This is a genomic window from Stygiolobus sp. CP850M (assembly GCF_037389425.1).
Lineage (GTDB): Archaea > Thermoproteota > Thermoprotei_A > Sulfolobales > Sulfolobaceae > Stygiolobus.
On the sequence record NZ_JBBHKR010000045.1, the window covers coordinates 1 to 14,814 of the forward strand.

Here is a 14,814-nt window from a genome sequence, read left to right on the forward strand (position 1 = left end):
ACTCCTCATTTACCTTGTTCCCGTCAATAGTCTTCAGCCTTGTTAGCAATAAGTTTAAACCTTCATCATTTAGCTCTCCCCAAGTTATATAGGGAGCTGTCAATTTCAACATCCCCTCCAACGTCGAGCTCTTCGGATAGATCATTGCGCTAAACCTTCGTTTTAGCCTTAACATCTCTAGAGTGTCTTGAATGTACCACGGTGTTGCAGCCCAACCTCTTATTCTTATGATACCAATAAGCTCAGTCATTTCTTTCTCCCCCAATCAGTCGGAGTCACAAACTTGTAAGTATTGTATAAAGCATCATAACCAGCTTTAATAAAGTTCTCCGTTGTAAACGTTGAACCCCTAGTACGCGACCAAGCGTCCCTTATTCCTGCATAAGTTAATAATGTCTTCAGAGCAGGTCCTACAACCAAGCCTGTTCCTTTCGGTGCAGGTAATAGGAACACTTCCACACTACCTGCTTTACCATAAACTTTGAAGGGAAGGCTATGAGATTCGCCACACGTACACTCCCAACTACCACATCCTCTCCTTACTGGGATAATATTAAGTTTTGCATTTCTTACCGCCTTTTGGATTGCGACTCTCAGTTGCTTAGCCTTTCCAGTGCCGTAGCTTACGTAACCATCCATATTACCCATTACTATAAGTACCTTGTACTTCGATATTTCTCCGGCATCAGTTTGCTTTTGTACTATCTTTATGTCCAAAACTTCATACTTTAATTTAGGTAATAAAATGTCTACTATTTCTGGCTCCACAATGGGATAATTCTTTTCGAATAACTCTTTCATTGAAGTTATCTTCCCTTCTTTAACCATCTGCCCTATCTTAGTCCTAGGTTTCCACTCCTCTGGGTTTAAAACTGGAACTTCTTCTGCCATTATGAACCCACCTCCTTTATCTTCTTGAGGACTTCCTCAAAATGTTGAGGAAGATTTTGAGGATCTAAGCCTCTAGCCAAATATCTTGAGAATAATTTGTTATAAAACTCTGGATTCTCAGCTTGTAATTTCTTAGCATATTCGGATATATGCACACCTTTTACTCTTTCTTCAATATCTCCTAAATCTCCTACCGGAATTTGTAAACCTGCATCTATCGCACCTTTTATTGTTGCGAAGATTCTTCCTCCTTTCGTCGGCACAAATAAGCCTATATCAGCAACCGCATTCTTGACTCCAGTTTTAAGAGCCCTTAACCCTGCTAAATAGCCCGTAAGATAAGCTGCAGGCGTATTGTTAGTATCTCCCTTCCATCCGTATTTCTTCACTAGTTCTATTGAGTGAGCTACAGCTAACATTACGTCCCCCTTAGGATCGAATTTAGCAACATTAATTATTACATACTCGTTAGTTATTCTAGGTACAAACCTTATTGTGTTACTGATGACGTATACATATCTCTTATAATAATTGGTTTTACCTTCTCTCCTTCTTCTATACTTAACCTTATAATTTGAACCGTGAGCCATCTACTCCACCTTATAACCTAACTGATTTAGGAACGTTTTAACATCATTCAAGCTCTTAAACGCATTCCCCTTTGCTCTCTTATAAGCTAGCCTATAGGCCTTTTTATCGATTATATTATTATCCCTCAACCATTTGAGGTATTTTCTTATCTTTCTTATTTTAGAAATCCATTGCTCTTTCTTTCCTCTCCTAGCACCGGCTTTACCTTTTCTACTACCTTCCTTACGTCTTTCCCCTCTTTTCCTCTTTTTTTCTTTTCTCTCCTTGAGTCTACCGTTACTAATACCCTTACGTTCTTCTATGATTATCTTACCATCTTTTATTAGCTTTTTCACATCCTTTCTTGTTAAAGCTTCCGCGATCTCATCAAGGTACTCTGGGTTAAATTTGACATTGTTCTCTCCAACTTTCTTTATTTGAGCAGCTAACCTCCTCTGTAAAGCCAATTCTGGCATAGTTATCACCTATTAGACACACGAATACCTAATTCGTCGGCCCTCTTTAATAACTCTAACCTTTTCTTTAACCCTAACTTGCTACTTAAAATAACGATGACCTTATCCTTCTTGTCCTTTATTTTTTCTAAGTCAGTAACGGAACTAACTAATACGGGAATAAGCCCTGAGGGATGTAGACCTCTGATATCCTTAGGACTACCATATCCAATTTTTACTTTTGGAGAATATCCCTTTAACTCTAATCTCATTGCGTTGTCTATTCCCTTTGGTCTCCTCCATGTCTCTTGCCTCCCTATCCTATAATACTTATCCCAATCGTATCTATAGAAATCTGGCTTTGAGCTTCTTATTTTTTCTATTTTTTCCTTAATTTTATAAATTTCTTTACTTCTCATTGCCAATCACCTCTTTCTTATACATGAAAATGCCATCTGAGAATACTCTTCTATCGTAACCTGTTATCTTTGCAGCCCTTTCAATGTTAGCAGCAGTCTGGGAGACATTATAAACGTCAATACCTTCTACTTCAATGTCCTCTCCTTTTACAGTTACTTTAACACCAGGTAGAATTTTAGCCCTTCTTACGTTTTTCTCACCTATTAAATTCGTTATTTGAACCTCGTCTCCAGCTACCTTTACCGTCATTGGAAAGTGAGTATATATTATCTTTAGGTAGTACCTATAGCCCTTGGTAACACCCGTTATCATATTTTCCATATGCGCTTTAATCGAGTAGAATAAAGACTTCTTTCTCCTATCCGCAAATGTAGTCTCTAAAATTATCTTATTACCCTCTTGCCTCATTAAAATCCCTTTTGCATAACCGAAATCTTTTTTGATCTCTCCTTTAGGACCTTTTATTACCAAAGTAGTGCCTTCTAACCTTGCTGTCACTTTTTCAGGAATCTGGATCTCCTCATATAAATACACTGCCTTCATCCTACCACCCTACTCAATATACATATCCAAGTGCAACTCCACCTATCCTTTCTTTCAAAGCTTCCTTATGAGCCATCACTCCTTTCGGAGTTGATATTATTAGTATTCCTATCTCTTTAGATGGTAAGTATTTTCTAACATAGTCGGGGAGAGTTAACAAGTCTTTATAAGTGAGGGGGTATCTAGGTGTAATAGGACCACATTTATTTATTCTACCCAGTAATTGCACTGTTATCTTACCTGCTCTACCATCATCAATATATTCAAACTCACCAATATAGCCCTCCTTTTGGAGTACTCTGAGCACATTTATTATTAGCTTTGATGCAGGCATGATTATTGCCTGCTTCTTCCTCCTTACTTCATTATTATAAAGTGTAGTTAACGCATTTGCGAGAGGATTTAAGGAAGGCATAACTGTCACCTCGTTTTCTTAAACCCCATATTATATGCGACTTCCCTAAAACATTGTCTGCACAAGTACATTTCGTATTTCTGAATTACAGAGTCCCTACTACCACATCTTTGGCAAACTTGAACTCCTCTACCATGCTTTCTCTCAGCTGGAGGTCTATACTTACCCATATCCATCACCCTTCTATTATTGTCACATTAAAGCTTTGCTTAAGGAATTCCATTGCCTCTTCTTTAGTTACTCTATGTCTCTTAGGTATCCTTGTATACTTTCTTCTCCTCCTCATCACCCTATAGCCAGGTCTTATCAAAGTTATGTCGACATCCATACCAAATATACCAACCTCAGGATCATACCTAGTACCTGGTATTAAAACGTGCTCAGTAATTCCAAAACCTACATTCCCATAATCGTCGAAACTCGATGCCTTAATTCTGTAGTTAACAGCAGCTAATGCTTTCTTAAGAAATTCTACAGCCTTTTCTCCCCTCAGGGTCACCTTAACTCCTATTGGTGCTCCCTTTCTTACACCGAACTCTCTTATTGATTTTCTAGCTTTAGTATATACAGGCTTAGCTCCAGTTAAATCTTGAAGTAATTGATAAGCTTTCTGTAATCTTTCCCCTGATTCCCCTAGGCCTATATTTACTGTAACTTTATCTAGAATAATCCTTCTCATAAAGTTTTTTTGAACTGCCTGCTCAGTCATAACTTCACCCCTACGTTTGGATCTAACTCGTTTTCTCCTAAGACCATCACATTTATAAGATTAGTCTGGTAGGTTGCATTACTGGATTCGAGAGTCACTATACTATATACTCTTCTTTTATATTTAGCCCATTGTATACTCTTTATTTTACCTACGATACCGACGTTTTTACCTCCCGTTATTATGGCATAGTTTCCTTCTTTTATCGAATAACTCTTAATGATGTTTTGCGAAGGTATTTCTATTTTTAATGTATCTAAAGTAGATAAATTATAGTCTTTCAATTTGTCTTTAGGTATCAACACATTCCTACCATCTTCAAGGTTTAGCTGAATGTCTCCACCCTTTTGAGTGGTCTTATTCAAAATTCTGACAAATTTATATCTAGCATCTTCTTTACTAATATTTACTATATCTAAGAATCTTAAATTATTCGGAATAAGCCTCACTCTTATATCAGCCGATAGTATCTCAACTACATCCATTAAACCTACTGGATATTTATAATCCCTTCTAACTCTACCGTCTACAAGTACTTTACCATCAAAAATTACCCTTTTTGCCTCCCTCGTAGTCTCAGCTATTTTTAGATAGTATTTTAACAGAATAGCTAAAGGTATGCTTTCGGACAGTTTATGGGGACCAGCTGAAGCCCTTATTATCCATTTATACTCTTTTTTAGGTGCCTTTAAGAACCAAGGAGCTTCAAATCGTGTAATGTGTGTCATTTCAACTTCCCTCCTTTTTATCCTCTTTTCTCTTCAGATACTCCTCTCTAGCTTTTCTTTTCCTATCAATAGTAGCGATTCTCTCTTTGTCACTAGTATCTAGCTTAGTTATCATAACTTTAGAGGCATGAACCCAAATGAAAACCGGCGTTCCATCCGCCTTCTTCCTAGTTAAACCCTCTATTGCAATCCTCCCAGTCTTAGTATTTACATCGATGACTTTACCCTCATATCCTATGTGGTTTCCTCTCATAACTTTCACGGTATCACCTTTTCTTACTGGCAATCTTTTAATTCCATATTGTTTCTCTAAATCCTCTGAAAGTTTAGCCGTTAGTAACTTATGTCTTAGATGTTTGGGTGACTCTCTTATTAATCGTCTTTGCTTAACCGGCTTAGATGAAACCATTTTAAATCACCATAGTGGCTATGCTTGCTACTTTAGGCCATCTCTCAGCAGCTTCTCTAGCAATAGGTCCTCTAATCTCCGTACCTTTAGGAGTTCCATCAGGGTTTACAATTACTACAGCATTATCTTCAAAAGATATCCACGTTCCGTCAGGTCTTCTAAAGGGCATTCTCTGCCTAACTACAACTGCCTTGAACTTCTGTTTCCTTACTTCTGGAGTCCCTTTCTTAACACTTACCATTACTAGATCAGCTATGTTAGCAAAAGGAACTCTCCTTAATACTCCTCTATATCCATAAACTCCGATTATCATAGCTTCTTTTGCGCCACTGTTATCTGCAACAACTACTCTACTGTAATGCTGTAGTGCAGGAGTGAAGCCTTTTCTACTTCCTAAAACGTTTAACTTCTCAGGCATATATCTCACCTAGACTTTCCCAAGACCACAAATGATACTGACTTAGCTATTGGTCTAGTTTCCCCGATTATAACTTTATCCCCTTCCTTTACATCTAAGCAAGGAGGTATATGAACATGAATCCTACTTCTACGCCTTTCGTATCTCTTGTACTTCGTGTTGAAATATAAATACTCTCTTTCAACCACTCCCGTCCTCATAGCTTTAAACTTTATTAAAATGCCGTCTAGTATTAACCCTCTTACTCTTAAACTCCCATGGAACGGACAGTTTTGATCATCACAAGCTTTTGAAGGAGCTTCTACACCCTCTATACCTACGCTTTTAATCAGCTGACCTTTTTTACCCATCACATCCACCTTTTCTCGGGTTTACCAACTAACTTAATCCCAGATACCACAAAAAATCTACCTTTAAAAATTATCGCGTAAATTCCATTTTCTTTTAAGAGCCTAACTTTCCTTTTACCGACGTCTATAACCAAAGTCTTATACGTTTCATCTATTATAACTCCAGATTTGTTGAGAAGAGAAGAATCAGGATAAGATAAAATAGTAACTTTTCCACCAATTAAATCCACTATTGTTTGGCCTCCTGTTTAGAAGAAGACTGAGAAGTAGCTTGTTCAGTTTTCCCTTGCTTCTTCTCAGCTAAAACAATTAATATTCTTGCTATATCCTTTCTTGTATTTCTAATAGCAGCTGTATTCTTTAAAGTTCCTAATCTCGCCTCAGCCCTCAGTTTTAACATCTGTGACTGTAACTCTTTTAATTGATCGAGTAACTCTTTCACATTTTTTTCTCTAAGTTCCTTTGGATTTAAGGGCATCTTTAACTACCTCCTTTGTTCTCGTCGATGAAACTCACATTCGTAACTGTAACAGTTCCTCCTTCTTCTCCTCCCTTTGGTTTTTCTCTCAGTTCTATCTTGTCCACACTCTTCATGGGCTTTGTAATTATGACTTCAACACCGTATACACCAGGTTTTAACATCGCGATTGCTATTGCCCTATCTACAATCCTTTCTAACTGCTGTCCGCTCTTATATACAATCCCTTCTTTAAGCTTCTCATATTTTGCTCTTTCAGATGTTAACTTTCCACTAACTACAACTTCTGCACCATAAGCCCCAGCTTTCATAATTCTCCTGATTGTTATGAACGCAGCTCTCCTGAAATGATACCCTTTTTCTAGAGCTATTGCCAATCTAAATGCCATAACTCTCGCGTTAAGTTCTGGATTCTCAACTGTAGTTACGGTTATTTGCGGATTTTCTAACCCAAACAGTCTTTCCAAAATCTGCGCTAATTGCTTAATTGTCTTACCCTGCTTCCCTATAATGAAAGCAGGTCTCCCAGCATATATAACAACTCTAGTCCCAATAGGAGTTTTTATTATATCTACGCCCGCATACTCTGCATTATAGAATTGCTTAGCTAAGTATTCGTCTACCTTAACCTTAATCATAGACTTTTGTAGGAAATATTTCTTTATCAAAACCATATTTACTCCACCTCAGCCAAAACTACTTCAATATGAGAAGTGTATTTATACTTACGTGTTGCTCTGCCAAAGGCTCTAGGCATATACCTCTTTATAGTTACTCCTCTATGCGCAGCTATGTGAACTATCCTTACATTATCAATATCTAGCCCTTTTACGGTTGCATTATTTTCGGCATTTTGTAAGACTTTAAGCACATACTTTATTGCTTTTTTGGGGTATCGACCGCTCTTAACTTTCCATTTCTCTGATATGTTCGATCTATGGGATGCTCCATGAGAATATCTCCAGAAAGGTAACGCTTCTTCTTGCCTTAATACTCTTTCTAGGAAAGCTTTAGCCTCATTCAATTTCATACCTCTTACAGCTTTACAAACATTATATAAATCACGTATTGAAGAGTCCACGTTCGTTATTACAGCTTTAGCTGCTCTATCTTCAGGTATAGATAATTGAGGATAAGTCCATGAAGCCATATTTCATCCCTTCATAGCTAGGAATAGGCTTGATCTAGTTGCCTTTAATCCAGGTTCACCGTGTTCTACCTTCTTCGTAGTTATCGAGAATTCACCTAGGTAATGACCTATCATCTCCGGCGTTACTTGAAACTCAACGAACTCCTTACCATTATAAACTGCAAACTTCAAACCTACCATTTCGGGTAATATTATCATATCTCTTACGTGAGTTTTAATTACCTTATTATATTTTCCTTCTCTTAAATATTTTCTTATCTTTTCTAGAAGTCTTCTTTGCCTATCTGAAAATCCTCTAGTTAGAGACCTTCTTTGCCTTGCGGGTAAGAGCTTTATAAATTCATCCATAGGCATATTTACAAGTTCGTCTAACGTCTTACCCCTATATTTGAACTTTTTCCACTCTGATGGATATTCTATTGACACGTAATCACCCCAAATTCATATTTAAAAGTTAAATAAAAAATCATGCTCCCTCACGCCTTCCAGTCCTTCTAGCTGCTATGTGACCAACTTTCCTACCTGGAGGTGCATTCCTTGAAACAGTTGATGGCCTGCTTACGCTCTGATGTAATCCACCACCGTGTGGATGTGATACTGCGTTCATAGCAACACCCCTTACATGTGGCCATTTAGTAGCCTTAACTTTATATTTCCAATAATTATTTCCAGCTTTTAATAACGGTTTCTCTGTAATTCCTCCCCCGGCTATTACACCAATAGTCGCTCTTGCAGATGCACTTACTTGAACTATTTTTTCTGAGGTAAGCTTTATCAAGACTTTATCTCCACTTCTTCCTATTATAGTTGCGTAAGCACCAGCAGCTCTGGCGAATTTACCGCCATCCCCCCTTGTCTTTTCTACATTACAAACTACTGTTCCCTCTGGTAAGTTGCCTACTTCAACTATATTACCATTACTAACTGGAGCATCACTTCCTATCTGGATTATTTGACCTACTGTGAGTCCTTGAACAGCAGGAATGAAGAACGTTTCTCCAGTATCTAACTTAATCTGTGCAACCGGTGCATTTACCCCCGGATTATGTAGTATGTTTGTTACCTTGCCTTTATGATCTCCATTAATGTTGGGATACCTTGCAGGACCTACTCTTCTCCAACTTGGGCTTCTGAAATTAATTCCTCCACGTCCTGCTCTTTGTTGGAGCAACTTCTTACCCATTTACATCACCTTACAATATACCTAATTTGTGGGCTATTTCACTCGCATTAAACTCCTTCTTAAGCTTAACATATGCTTTTTTCTCTCCAAGCGGTGTAATGAGTGTGTTTACTTTTTCTACTTTTACATTAAACATATTTTCGATCTCTTTTTTAATTTGAGGTTTTGTAGCATTTTTATCAACTATAACTGTCAGGATATTCTGAGACTCAAGTAGTCTAATAGCTTTTTCTGTGGCTAAAAACTCTTTCACTATCATGAAATCACTCTCCCTTGTAATCTTTTAGACAAAATATCGATAGATGACTTCGTATATATTGTTAACCTACCTGGATGACCACCTGGAGCTAAATGAATAACGCTTACTAAATTAGCCGCAACTACATCCACTCCCTCTATGTTTGAGCCAGCTTTTACAATAGGAGCCTTAATGTCTGAAACAATTATAAGAGGACCCTTTGCTCTTTTATATTTCCTACCCCTCATTTTTCCTTTGCCCGCTCTTATTCTCACTCTATCTTTAACTCTCTCAATATCTTCATAAACACTGAGTTTGGGAAATACCTCGTTAACCAATACTTTAGCTTTATCTACCTTCTCTAAATCATCACTTACAACTATTGGGAGCTCTTGTGCTGAAAATCTATGACCCCTAGCTTTTACGAATTCAGGAAGTGCGGTGGCTGCAAGTGCACTTATCACTGCTAATCTTTTCTCCTTCTCATTAACTTCCTCTATTATTCTCTTTTCTGTGGTAGGAGGAAATGCTAACCTTCCACCCACGGTGTTCGGTGCTAGTGCGGCTTCCCCGCTCTGCTTAACTCTTGGAACTCTGGCTAATCCTAGGTTTATTCCAAAGCTTAATGCACTTGTTCTCTTCCCTGCCATAGGGTCTCTTCCTTTGGACTGAAGTGATTTCGTAAATTCTGAGATAAACACTCTTCTTATTAGATCTTTTCTAACCGGGTAACTAAAGAAACTTGGTAGTTCTAACTCCTCTATTTTATTACCTTGAAGATCTAGGATTGGAACCTTTTTTGATACTAGTTCTAAATACATAATTTTCACCCTTGTTGGCTGGTCAGATTTACATAAGTTATTTTAGGAGCTGACTGAGGAGTCCAAGTAGGTCTTATAGGATACCTCAAGAATAACGGCCTCTTCTTGCTGCCTATGGTGGATCCTTCAATCACTAAGTACGTGTTCCTTACTAAACCATAATTAACAAATCCTCCTGCTGGATTTATCTCTTTGAGATCTTCTCCTATCCTAAGTATCCTCTTATTATACTCAGTTCTTCTGTGGAAGCCCATCTGACCGGGTTGAGGAGTATAACTTGGGGTTGATATTGAAGGACCTCTAGCACCTATTTTTCTGCTTCCTTTTCTGTGCTTATGCCATCTTGGTAACTCAACAACACTATACCTTTTTATTACTCCTTGGAATCCTTTTCCTTTTGTCACTCCAATAATATCGATCAACTGTCCCTCCTTGAACACATTTTTCACCGGTACTTCCTTACCTAGTATTGATAGAGCATACTCGAGTTGCTGCTTTATACCGCTACCTCCACCTATTTGTATCTCAGCTACATCGGGCTTTTTCTTCCCTAAAGAGGGAACTAGATAAGGCTGTGTCACAGTTAAAACTCTTAGGGCTATTATCTTATCCAGATTATTTGTTATTTCATCAAGTTTAGCCTTCATTTTTTCCTTATCTAATTTCAGATTAGTTATCTTTCTCTCGCTCAATATCTTCATTAGCTTATCATTAATGTCCCCCCAATATTCAGTGAGAACAGCTGGTTCTCCTTTTGAGTTAATGTAGTAAGCTCTCAAGGCAACCGGTATAATTGGCGGTGTTTCTAATATAGTAACTGGAACGTATATCTCCTTTCCGTAATTTGGGGAAGTTTGTTTATCATCAATCATGAAAATATGAGTCATTCCGGCTTTGTAACCAATAAAACCGAGTAGCTTAGGCTCATTAGATTGAATTATAGGCCAGCTCTTAGGAGTTGGAAGGAACTCTCTAGACCTCTTTCTGGGACGCAAAGCTGCTGATCCACGTCTTGGCGAGGATAACTTACGATGACCCATTAAATTTCCCTCAGTCCCTCTTTCTTAAATTCCATTAGCTTATAAGTGTAACTATTTTAATTCAGTATGAAGTTAAGTAAAGCTAAGGAGGCTTGGAGAGCTTCTTCAGCTCTCACATCTTTAACTCCTTGTTTCGGTATAAAATTTACTATAAACCCCTTAAAATCGTGCAAATCCCTTAAAACCCCGTGTTTAGGAGGGCCAATTACTAAGTATAATCCTTTCTCTTCATATACCTCCCTAATCTTGCCTTCAACCTGGCTTAGATTAACTCCAGATCTACTGGCTATAATTACATTATCTGAATGAGTCACTTTTTCAAGCATCTTTTGATAGGATATTAATCTAGAAGTAAACCCTTTATAATAAGGGTAAAAGGAGTAAGGTTTAACCTTCTTTGCTAAGCTATCACTTACTATAACATAATCGGAATGAAAATAATCATAGGAGAACCTAAGCCCGAAATCTCCCTTTTTGCCCAGACGGATCTCTCCTTCAATAAATTCTGGCGAAACTTGGTGAGACGTAATATTGAGAGGTTGAAGAAGTCCGACCTTAGAGAGAGACTTTCTTTTAGGAATGTACTTCTTTAAGTAAGGAGGTGTAAGTGCATAATCAGAAATTTCTTTAATCAATTTCCAGCCTTTCCTCTCTTTCTCGGTCTCATATACCCATAAAACCTCGCTTACTCTGAACTCGGCTAGAGTTCTCAATACGTAAGATAGTTTTATGGTAATTTCGCTCAGTGAGCTCTCTACGTCTAAAATTGAGATAAAGAGTATAACGATTAACTTTTTCCTTCTAGGGTAGGGAAAAATCAAGCCTTGCTTACTCCTATCGTATATGTTTCGTCTTCTATTTCCCAATCTATAACTACTTCTCCTTTGGCTTCACCGATTGTTATTTCTTTTGCTCTAGTCTCTTCTTTTATATAATTAATCCACTTCTTAATTATAGACGCTCTCTCTTCTGGTGCTTTTATTGTAAGATTTATATAATCGTTAACATTAAGGGATAGTTCCTTCCTCATGAACTGTATTCTCCTTACAAGGTCTCTTATTATTCCTTCCTCTTCTTCCTCTTTACTAATTTCTTTATTGATTACAATTACACCTTTGTTGAACCTTGCAGAAACATACCCAAGCTGAGTTTCCTCTATAATATTGACGTGATTTACTTTTATTTGGACGGGTTGTCCTTCGATTACTGTTTCATGTATTCCTTTGTTTACAATATCGTTAGCAACATCTTCTCCGTTCTCCTCTATATAGGACACTACTTTAGCTGAAAGTTTCTTAAATTCTGGACCTATAGTTCCTCTATTAGGAAGTGCCTTTACTTTACTAAATCTCTTATAGCCCTCAATACCCTCTACTTTAACCTCCTTGGAGTTAAGCATTGACCTTAATACATCTATTATGTTACTAACTAACCTACGATCTTGCTCAGAAACTAAGAATACATATGCTTCTTTTATCGGCCACCTTAGTTTTATCTCAGCTTTAGCTCTAGCATTAAGACCAGCTTCAGCTATTTCTTTAGCCAGTTCAAATGCCTCCTCTATCTCTTTATCAATAAACTCTTCTTTTACCTCTGGTACTCTCTCCATACTAACTGACTCCAATCCGTCAACAACGAAGTCATGATAAATTTTCTCCGCTATAAAGGGAGTTACTGTAGATAGCAATATTAACGAACCTTTGAGAACCTGATACAACACATAGTACATCGCTATCTTATCAGGGTCATTAGCTTCATTCCATGCTCTCTTTCTGGTTAACCTAAGATAGAACCTACTTACATCTTCTGTTATAAACGTCGTAACCTTATTAGCCAGTTCATGAACTTTGTAGTTCTTCATTGCTTCTGTAACTTCCCTTAGCATTCTGTAGTACCTAGATAATAACCATCTATCTTCTGGTTTGAGATACCGCTTTAGTGATTCAAATGTATATTGATTCGGATCGAAGTTGTCAAGATTCATATAAGTGGATGCAAACACGTAAACGTTCCATATTACGTTAAGATCCCTCCTAGTAAGATCTAAAGACTTCCACGAGAATTTAGCGTCCTCCCAAGTAGTATTTCTCAATAGCCATAGTCTCAGAACGTCTCTACCATACTTACTGATCACTTGAGAAGGCTCAACATAGTTCCCAAGGCTCTTATGCATCTCTCTACCTTGTTCGTCAAGCATAAACCCATGAACTAAAACCGATTTGTAAGGAGCTTTATCCAGTAATATAACTCCAGCTCTTAAGAGGCTAAAGAACCAACCCCTAAGCTGATCATGCCCTTCTAACACAAGATCTACGGGACCTATCTCCTGCCAGGTTTTTTCCCAATTCTCGCCTAAACTTGCAAAGAATGCTACACCGCTGTCAAACCATACGTCTGCAACATCTGGAACTCTTACAGCTTCTCCTCCACACTTATTACACCTAACTTTAACATTATCTATCCAAGGTCTGTGAAGGTCTTCGGGTACGTCGTTTATTGCAACTTTCTTCAGCTCTTCCTTACTACCTACAACTATTGTATTTCCGCATTTCTGACATACCCATATAGGTAAGGGCGTTCCCCAGAATCTTTGCCTACTTATAACCCAATCTCTAATTTCCTTAACCATATTTCCTATCCTAGTCTTCCCCCACTCAGGAACCCAATTCACGTTATCAATTTCTGACATAAGTTCGTTCTTGAGTTTAGACACGCCGATGAACCATTGTTCTATAGCTCTTAGTATTAATGGACTCTTGCATCTCCAGCATACTGGATATCTGTGAACGATTTTACCTGCATATAGTAAAGCGTTTCTATCCGTCAGGTCATTTATTATTTCATTCGCAACTTCCCTTACCTTTTTATCCTTATACTTACCAGCCTCTTCCGTGTAGATTCCTTGGTCATTAACAAACATGAGAACGGGCATGTTATACTTTTTGCCTATTTCAAAGTCTACATCACCATGACCTGGTGCTGAATGAACTAATCCAGTACCTTCAGTCAAGGTTACATTCTCGCCTGCATCAACAACTTTATGATATCCTTCAGCTTTAGATTGTGCTGGTACTATATCTCGTAGAGGGTGTTCGTATTCTAACCCTATTAATTCATCTCCCTTAAATATCCTTAATACCTTATACTCTGTTATTCCGGCGTCTTTCATAACTTCTCTCACTCTATCCTTTGCGATGATCAAAATCTCGCCTTTTACTTCGACCTCGGCATACTCAAACTCTTTATTTATCATGATAAATACATTAGCAGGGATCGTCCATGGCGTAGTCGTCCATATGAGTAGATATTTATTCGGTGTTCCTTTAACCTTAAACTTTACATATATAGAGGGATCCTCGAGGTCTCTGTACTCAGAAACTTCATAATCCGCTAACGTAGTTTCGCATCTAGGACACCAATGTAAGACGTGGACATCTCTATATAGAAGTCCTCTTTCATATGCCTTCTTTATTACTGCCCAAGAGTTAGAAATATACGTGCTGTCCAGAGTATAGTAAGGGTTATCCCAATCCATGAAGACTCCCACGTTCTTAAAGTTCTGTGTTAAGGCTGAGGCGTTAGTTAACGCTAGCTCCCTGCATTTATTTATAAAGTTTGCAACCCCTATTTTTTCTATAATGTCTGATTTTTTTTGTATACCTAATTGCTTTTCGGTAGCAACTTCTATCGGTAAACCATGAGTATCGTAACCTGGCTGGTCGTAAGTACGATAACCAGCTAGTCTCTCGTAACGTAATATACAGTCTTTTATCACTTTATTCCATACCGTACCTATGTGAGGAATGGGGCTAGAAGGATAAGGAGGTCCGTCTATGAATAGAAACTTTCTAGGTAATTTATTATTATATTCTTTAAGTTTTTTATATATATTATTATCATTCCAGTATTTTAATACTTCATCCTCCATTTTTAGAGGATCAAATTTAGAATTTAGGGGTCTTATCTGACGCTGAGATAATTTACATCACCTTACTT

At 37.7% G+C, this 14,814-nt stretch carries 24 protein-coding genes; all 24 read right to left on the reverse strand.

Features of this window, described 5'->3' with window-relative positions; genetic code table 11:
* Positions 1-250, reverse strand: a 250-nt coding sequence (locus WIW89_RS03895) for an uL30 family ribosomal protein (RefSeq protein ID WP_337719827.1), incomplete at its 3' end; no start/stop codon positions are given.
* Positions 247-891: a 30S ribosomal protein S5 gene (locus WIW89_RS03900; RefSeq protein ID WP_337719828.1), complete on the reverse strand. Its 645-nt coding sequence runs from the start codon at positions 889-891 to the stop codon at positions 247-249. The genes WIW89_RS03895 and WIW89_RS03900, both read right to left, overlap by 4 nt.
* A complete protein-coding gene (locus WIW89_RS03905; protein WP_337719829.1) occupies positions 891-1,481 on the reverse strand; it encodes a 50S ribosomal protein L18 in 591 nt (196 codons plus the stop codon). The genes WIW89_RS03900 and WIW89_RS03905 overlap by 1 nt, the downstream gene beginning before the upstream one ends.
* Positions 1,482-1,937 carry a 50S ribosomal protein L19e gene (locus WIW89_RS03910; protein ID WP_337719830.1) on the reverse strand — a complete coding sequence of 152 codons (456 nt, stop codon included), beginning with the start codon at positions 1,935-1,937 and terminating at the stop codon, positions 1,482-1,484. It abuts the gene before it with no gap.
* A gap of 5 nt (positions 1,938-1,942) precedes the next feature.
* Positions 1,943-2,335, reverse strand: coding sequence for a 50S ribosomal protein L32e (locus WIW89_RS03915; RefSeq protein ID WP_337700693.1), 393 nt, complete (start codon positions 2,333-2,335; stop codon positions 1,943-1,945).
* Positions 2,325-2,879 carry a 50S ribosomal protein L6 gene (locus tag WIW89_RS03920; protein WP_337709539.1) on the reverse strand — a complete coding sequence of 185 codons (555 nt, stop codon included), beginning with the start codon at positions 2,877-2,879 and terminating at the stop codon, positions 2,325-2,327. Before WIW89_RS03920 ends, WIW89_RS03915 begins: the two co-directional genes overlap by 11 nt.
* Before the next feature lie 13 nt (positions 2,880-2,892).
* Positions 2,893-3,294: a 30S ribosomal protein S8 gene (locus tag WIW89_RS03925; protein ID WP_337700697.1), complete on the reverse strand. Its 402-nt coding sequence runs from the start codon at positions 3,292-3,294 to the stop codon at positions 2,893-2,895.
* 5 nt (positions 3,295-3,299) lie between these two features.
* Positions 3,300-3,464: a 30S ribosomal protein S14 gene (locus tag WIW89_RS03930; RefSeq protein WP_337700699.1), complete on the reverse strand. Its 165-nt coding sequence runs from the start codon at positions 3,462-3,464 to the stop codon at positions 3,300-3,302.
* A 5-nt stretch (positions 3,465-3,469) separates the two neighbouring features.
* Positions 3,470-4,003 carry a 50S ribosomal protein L5 gene (locus WIW89_RS03935; RefSeq protein WP_337719831.1) on the reverse strand — a complete coding sequence of 178 codons (534 nt, stop codon included), beginning with the start codon at positions 4,001-4,003 and terminating at the stop codon, positions 3,470-3,472.
* Entirely contained in the window at positions 4,000-4,731 is a 732-nt protein-coding gene (locus tag WIW89_RS03940; RefSeq protein WP_337709537.1) for a 30S ribosomal protein S4e, read from the reverse strand. Before WIW89_RS03940 ends, WIW89_RS03935 begins: the two co-directional genes overlap by 4 nt.
* Before the next feature lies 1 nt (position 4,732).
* A complete protein-coding gene (gene rplX / locus WIW89_RS03945; RefSeq protein WP_337709536.1) occupies positions 4,733-5,140 on the reverse strand; it encodes a 50S ribosomal protein L24 in 408 nt (135 codons plus the stop codon).
* A 1-nt stretch (position 5,141) separates the two neighbouring features.
* Entirely contained in the window at positions 5,142-5,558 is a 417-nt protein-coding gene (locus WIW89_RS03950) for a 50S ribosomal protein L14 (protein WP_337700706.1), read from the reverse strand.
* 5 nt (positions 5,559-5,563) lie between these two features.
* Positions 5,564-5,908: a 30S ribosomal protein S17 gene (locus WIW89_RS03955; RefSeq protein ID WP_337700708.1), complete on the reverse strand. Its 345-nt coding sequence runs from the start codon at positions 5,906-5,908 to the stop codon at positions 5,564-5,566.
* Positions 5,908-6,138 carry a ribonuclease P protein subunit gene (locus tag WIW89_RS03960; RefSeq protein ID WP_337709534.1) on the reverse strand — a complete coding sequence of 77 codons (231 nt, stop codon included), beginning with the start codon at positions 6,136-6,138 and terminating at the stop codon, positions 5,908-5,910. The genes WIW89_RS03955 and WIW89_RS03960 overlap by 1 nt, the downstream gene beginning before the upstream one ends.
* Positions 6,138-6,386, reverse strand: a complete 249-nt coding sequence (gene rpmC / locus WIW89_RS03965; RefSeq protein ID WP_337719832.1) for a 50S ribosomal protein L29 — start codon at positions 6,384-6,386, stop codon at positions 6,138-6,140. Before rpmC ends, WIW89_RS03960 begins: the two co-directional genes overlap by 1 nt.
* A gap of 2 nt (positions 6,387-6,388) precedes the next feature.
* Positions 6,389-7,060 carry a 30S ribosomal protein S3 gene (locus WIW89_RS03970; protein WP_337709531.1) on the reverse strand — a complete coding sequence of 224 codons (672 nt, stop codon included), beginning with the start codon at positions 7,058-7,060 and terminating at the stop codon, positions 6,389-6,391.
* 2 nt (positions 7,061-7,062) lie between these two features.
* Positions 7,063-7,536: a 50S ribosomal protein L22 gene (locus tag WIW89_RS03975; protein ID WP_337709530.1), complete on the reverse strand. Its 474-nt coding sequence runs from the start codon at positions 7,534-7,536 to the stop codon at positions 7,063-7,065.
* Positions 7,537-7,539: 3 nt separating this feature from the next.
* Positions 7,540-7,962 (reverse strand): 30S ribosomal protein S19, encoded by a 423-nt coding sequence (locus WIW89_RS03980; RefSeq protein WP_337700719.1) that lies wholly within the window; start codon positions 7,960-7,962, stop codon positions 7,540-7,542.
* Between the two features lie 40 nt (positions 7,963-8,002).
* Complete coding sequence (locus tag WIW89_RS03985; protein ID WP_337709528.1) at positions 8,003-8,719, reverse strand: 50S ribosomal protein L2; 717 nt, start codon at positions 8,717-8,719, stop codon at positions 8,003-8,005.
* A 10-nt stretch (positions 8,720-8,729) separates the two neighbouring features.
* Complete coding sequence (locus WIW89_RS03990; protein ID WP_337700724.1) at positions 8,730-8,978, reverse strand: 50S ribosomal protein L23; 249 nt, start codon at positions 8,976-8,978, stop codon at positions 8,730-8,732.
* Positions 8,975-9,778 (reverse strand): 50S ribosomal protein L4, encoded by an 804-nt coding sequence (gene rpl4p / locus WIW89_RS03995; protein WP_337709527.1) that lies wholly within the window; start codon positions 9,776-9,778, stop codon positions 8,975-8,977. The genes WIW89_RS03990 and rpl4p overlap by 4 nt, the downstream gene beginning before the upstream one ends.
* Positions 9,779-9,783: 5 nt before the next feature.
* Positions 9,784-10,818, reverse strand: a complete 1,035-nt coding sequence (locus WIW89_RS04000) for a 50S ribosomal protein L3 (RefSeq protein WP_337700728.1) — start codon at positions 10,816-10,818, stop codon at positions 9,784-9,786.
* A gap of 56 nt (positions 10,819-10,874) precedes the next feature.
* Entirely contained in the window at positions 10,875-11,639 is a 765-nt protein-coding gene (locus tag WIW89_RS04005; RefSeq protein WP_337719833.1) for a putative RNA uridine N3 methyltransferase, read from the reverse strand.
* Complete coding sequence (ileS, locus tag WIW89_RS04010; protein ID WP_337719846.1) at positions 11,636-14,782, reverse strand: isoleucine--tRNA ligase; 3,147 nt, start codon at positions 14,780-14,782, stop codon at positions 11,636-11,638. Before ileS ends, WIW89_RS04005 begins: the two co-directional genes overlap by 4 nt.
* Positions 14,783-14,814: the final 32 nt, after the last annotated feature.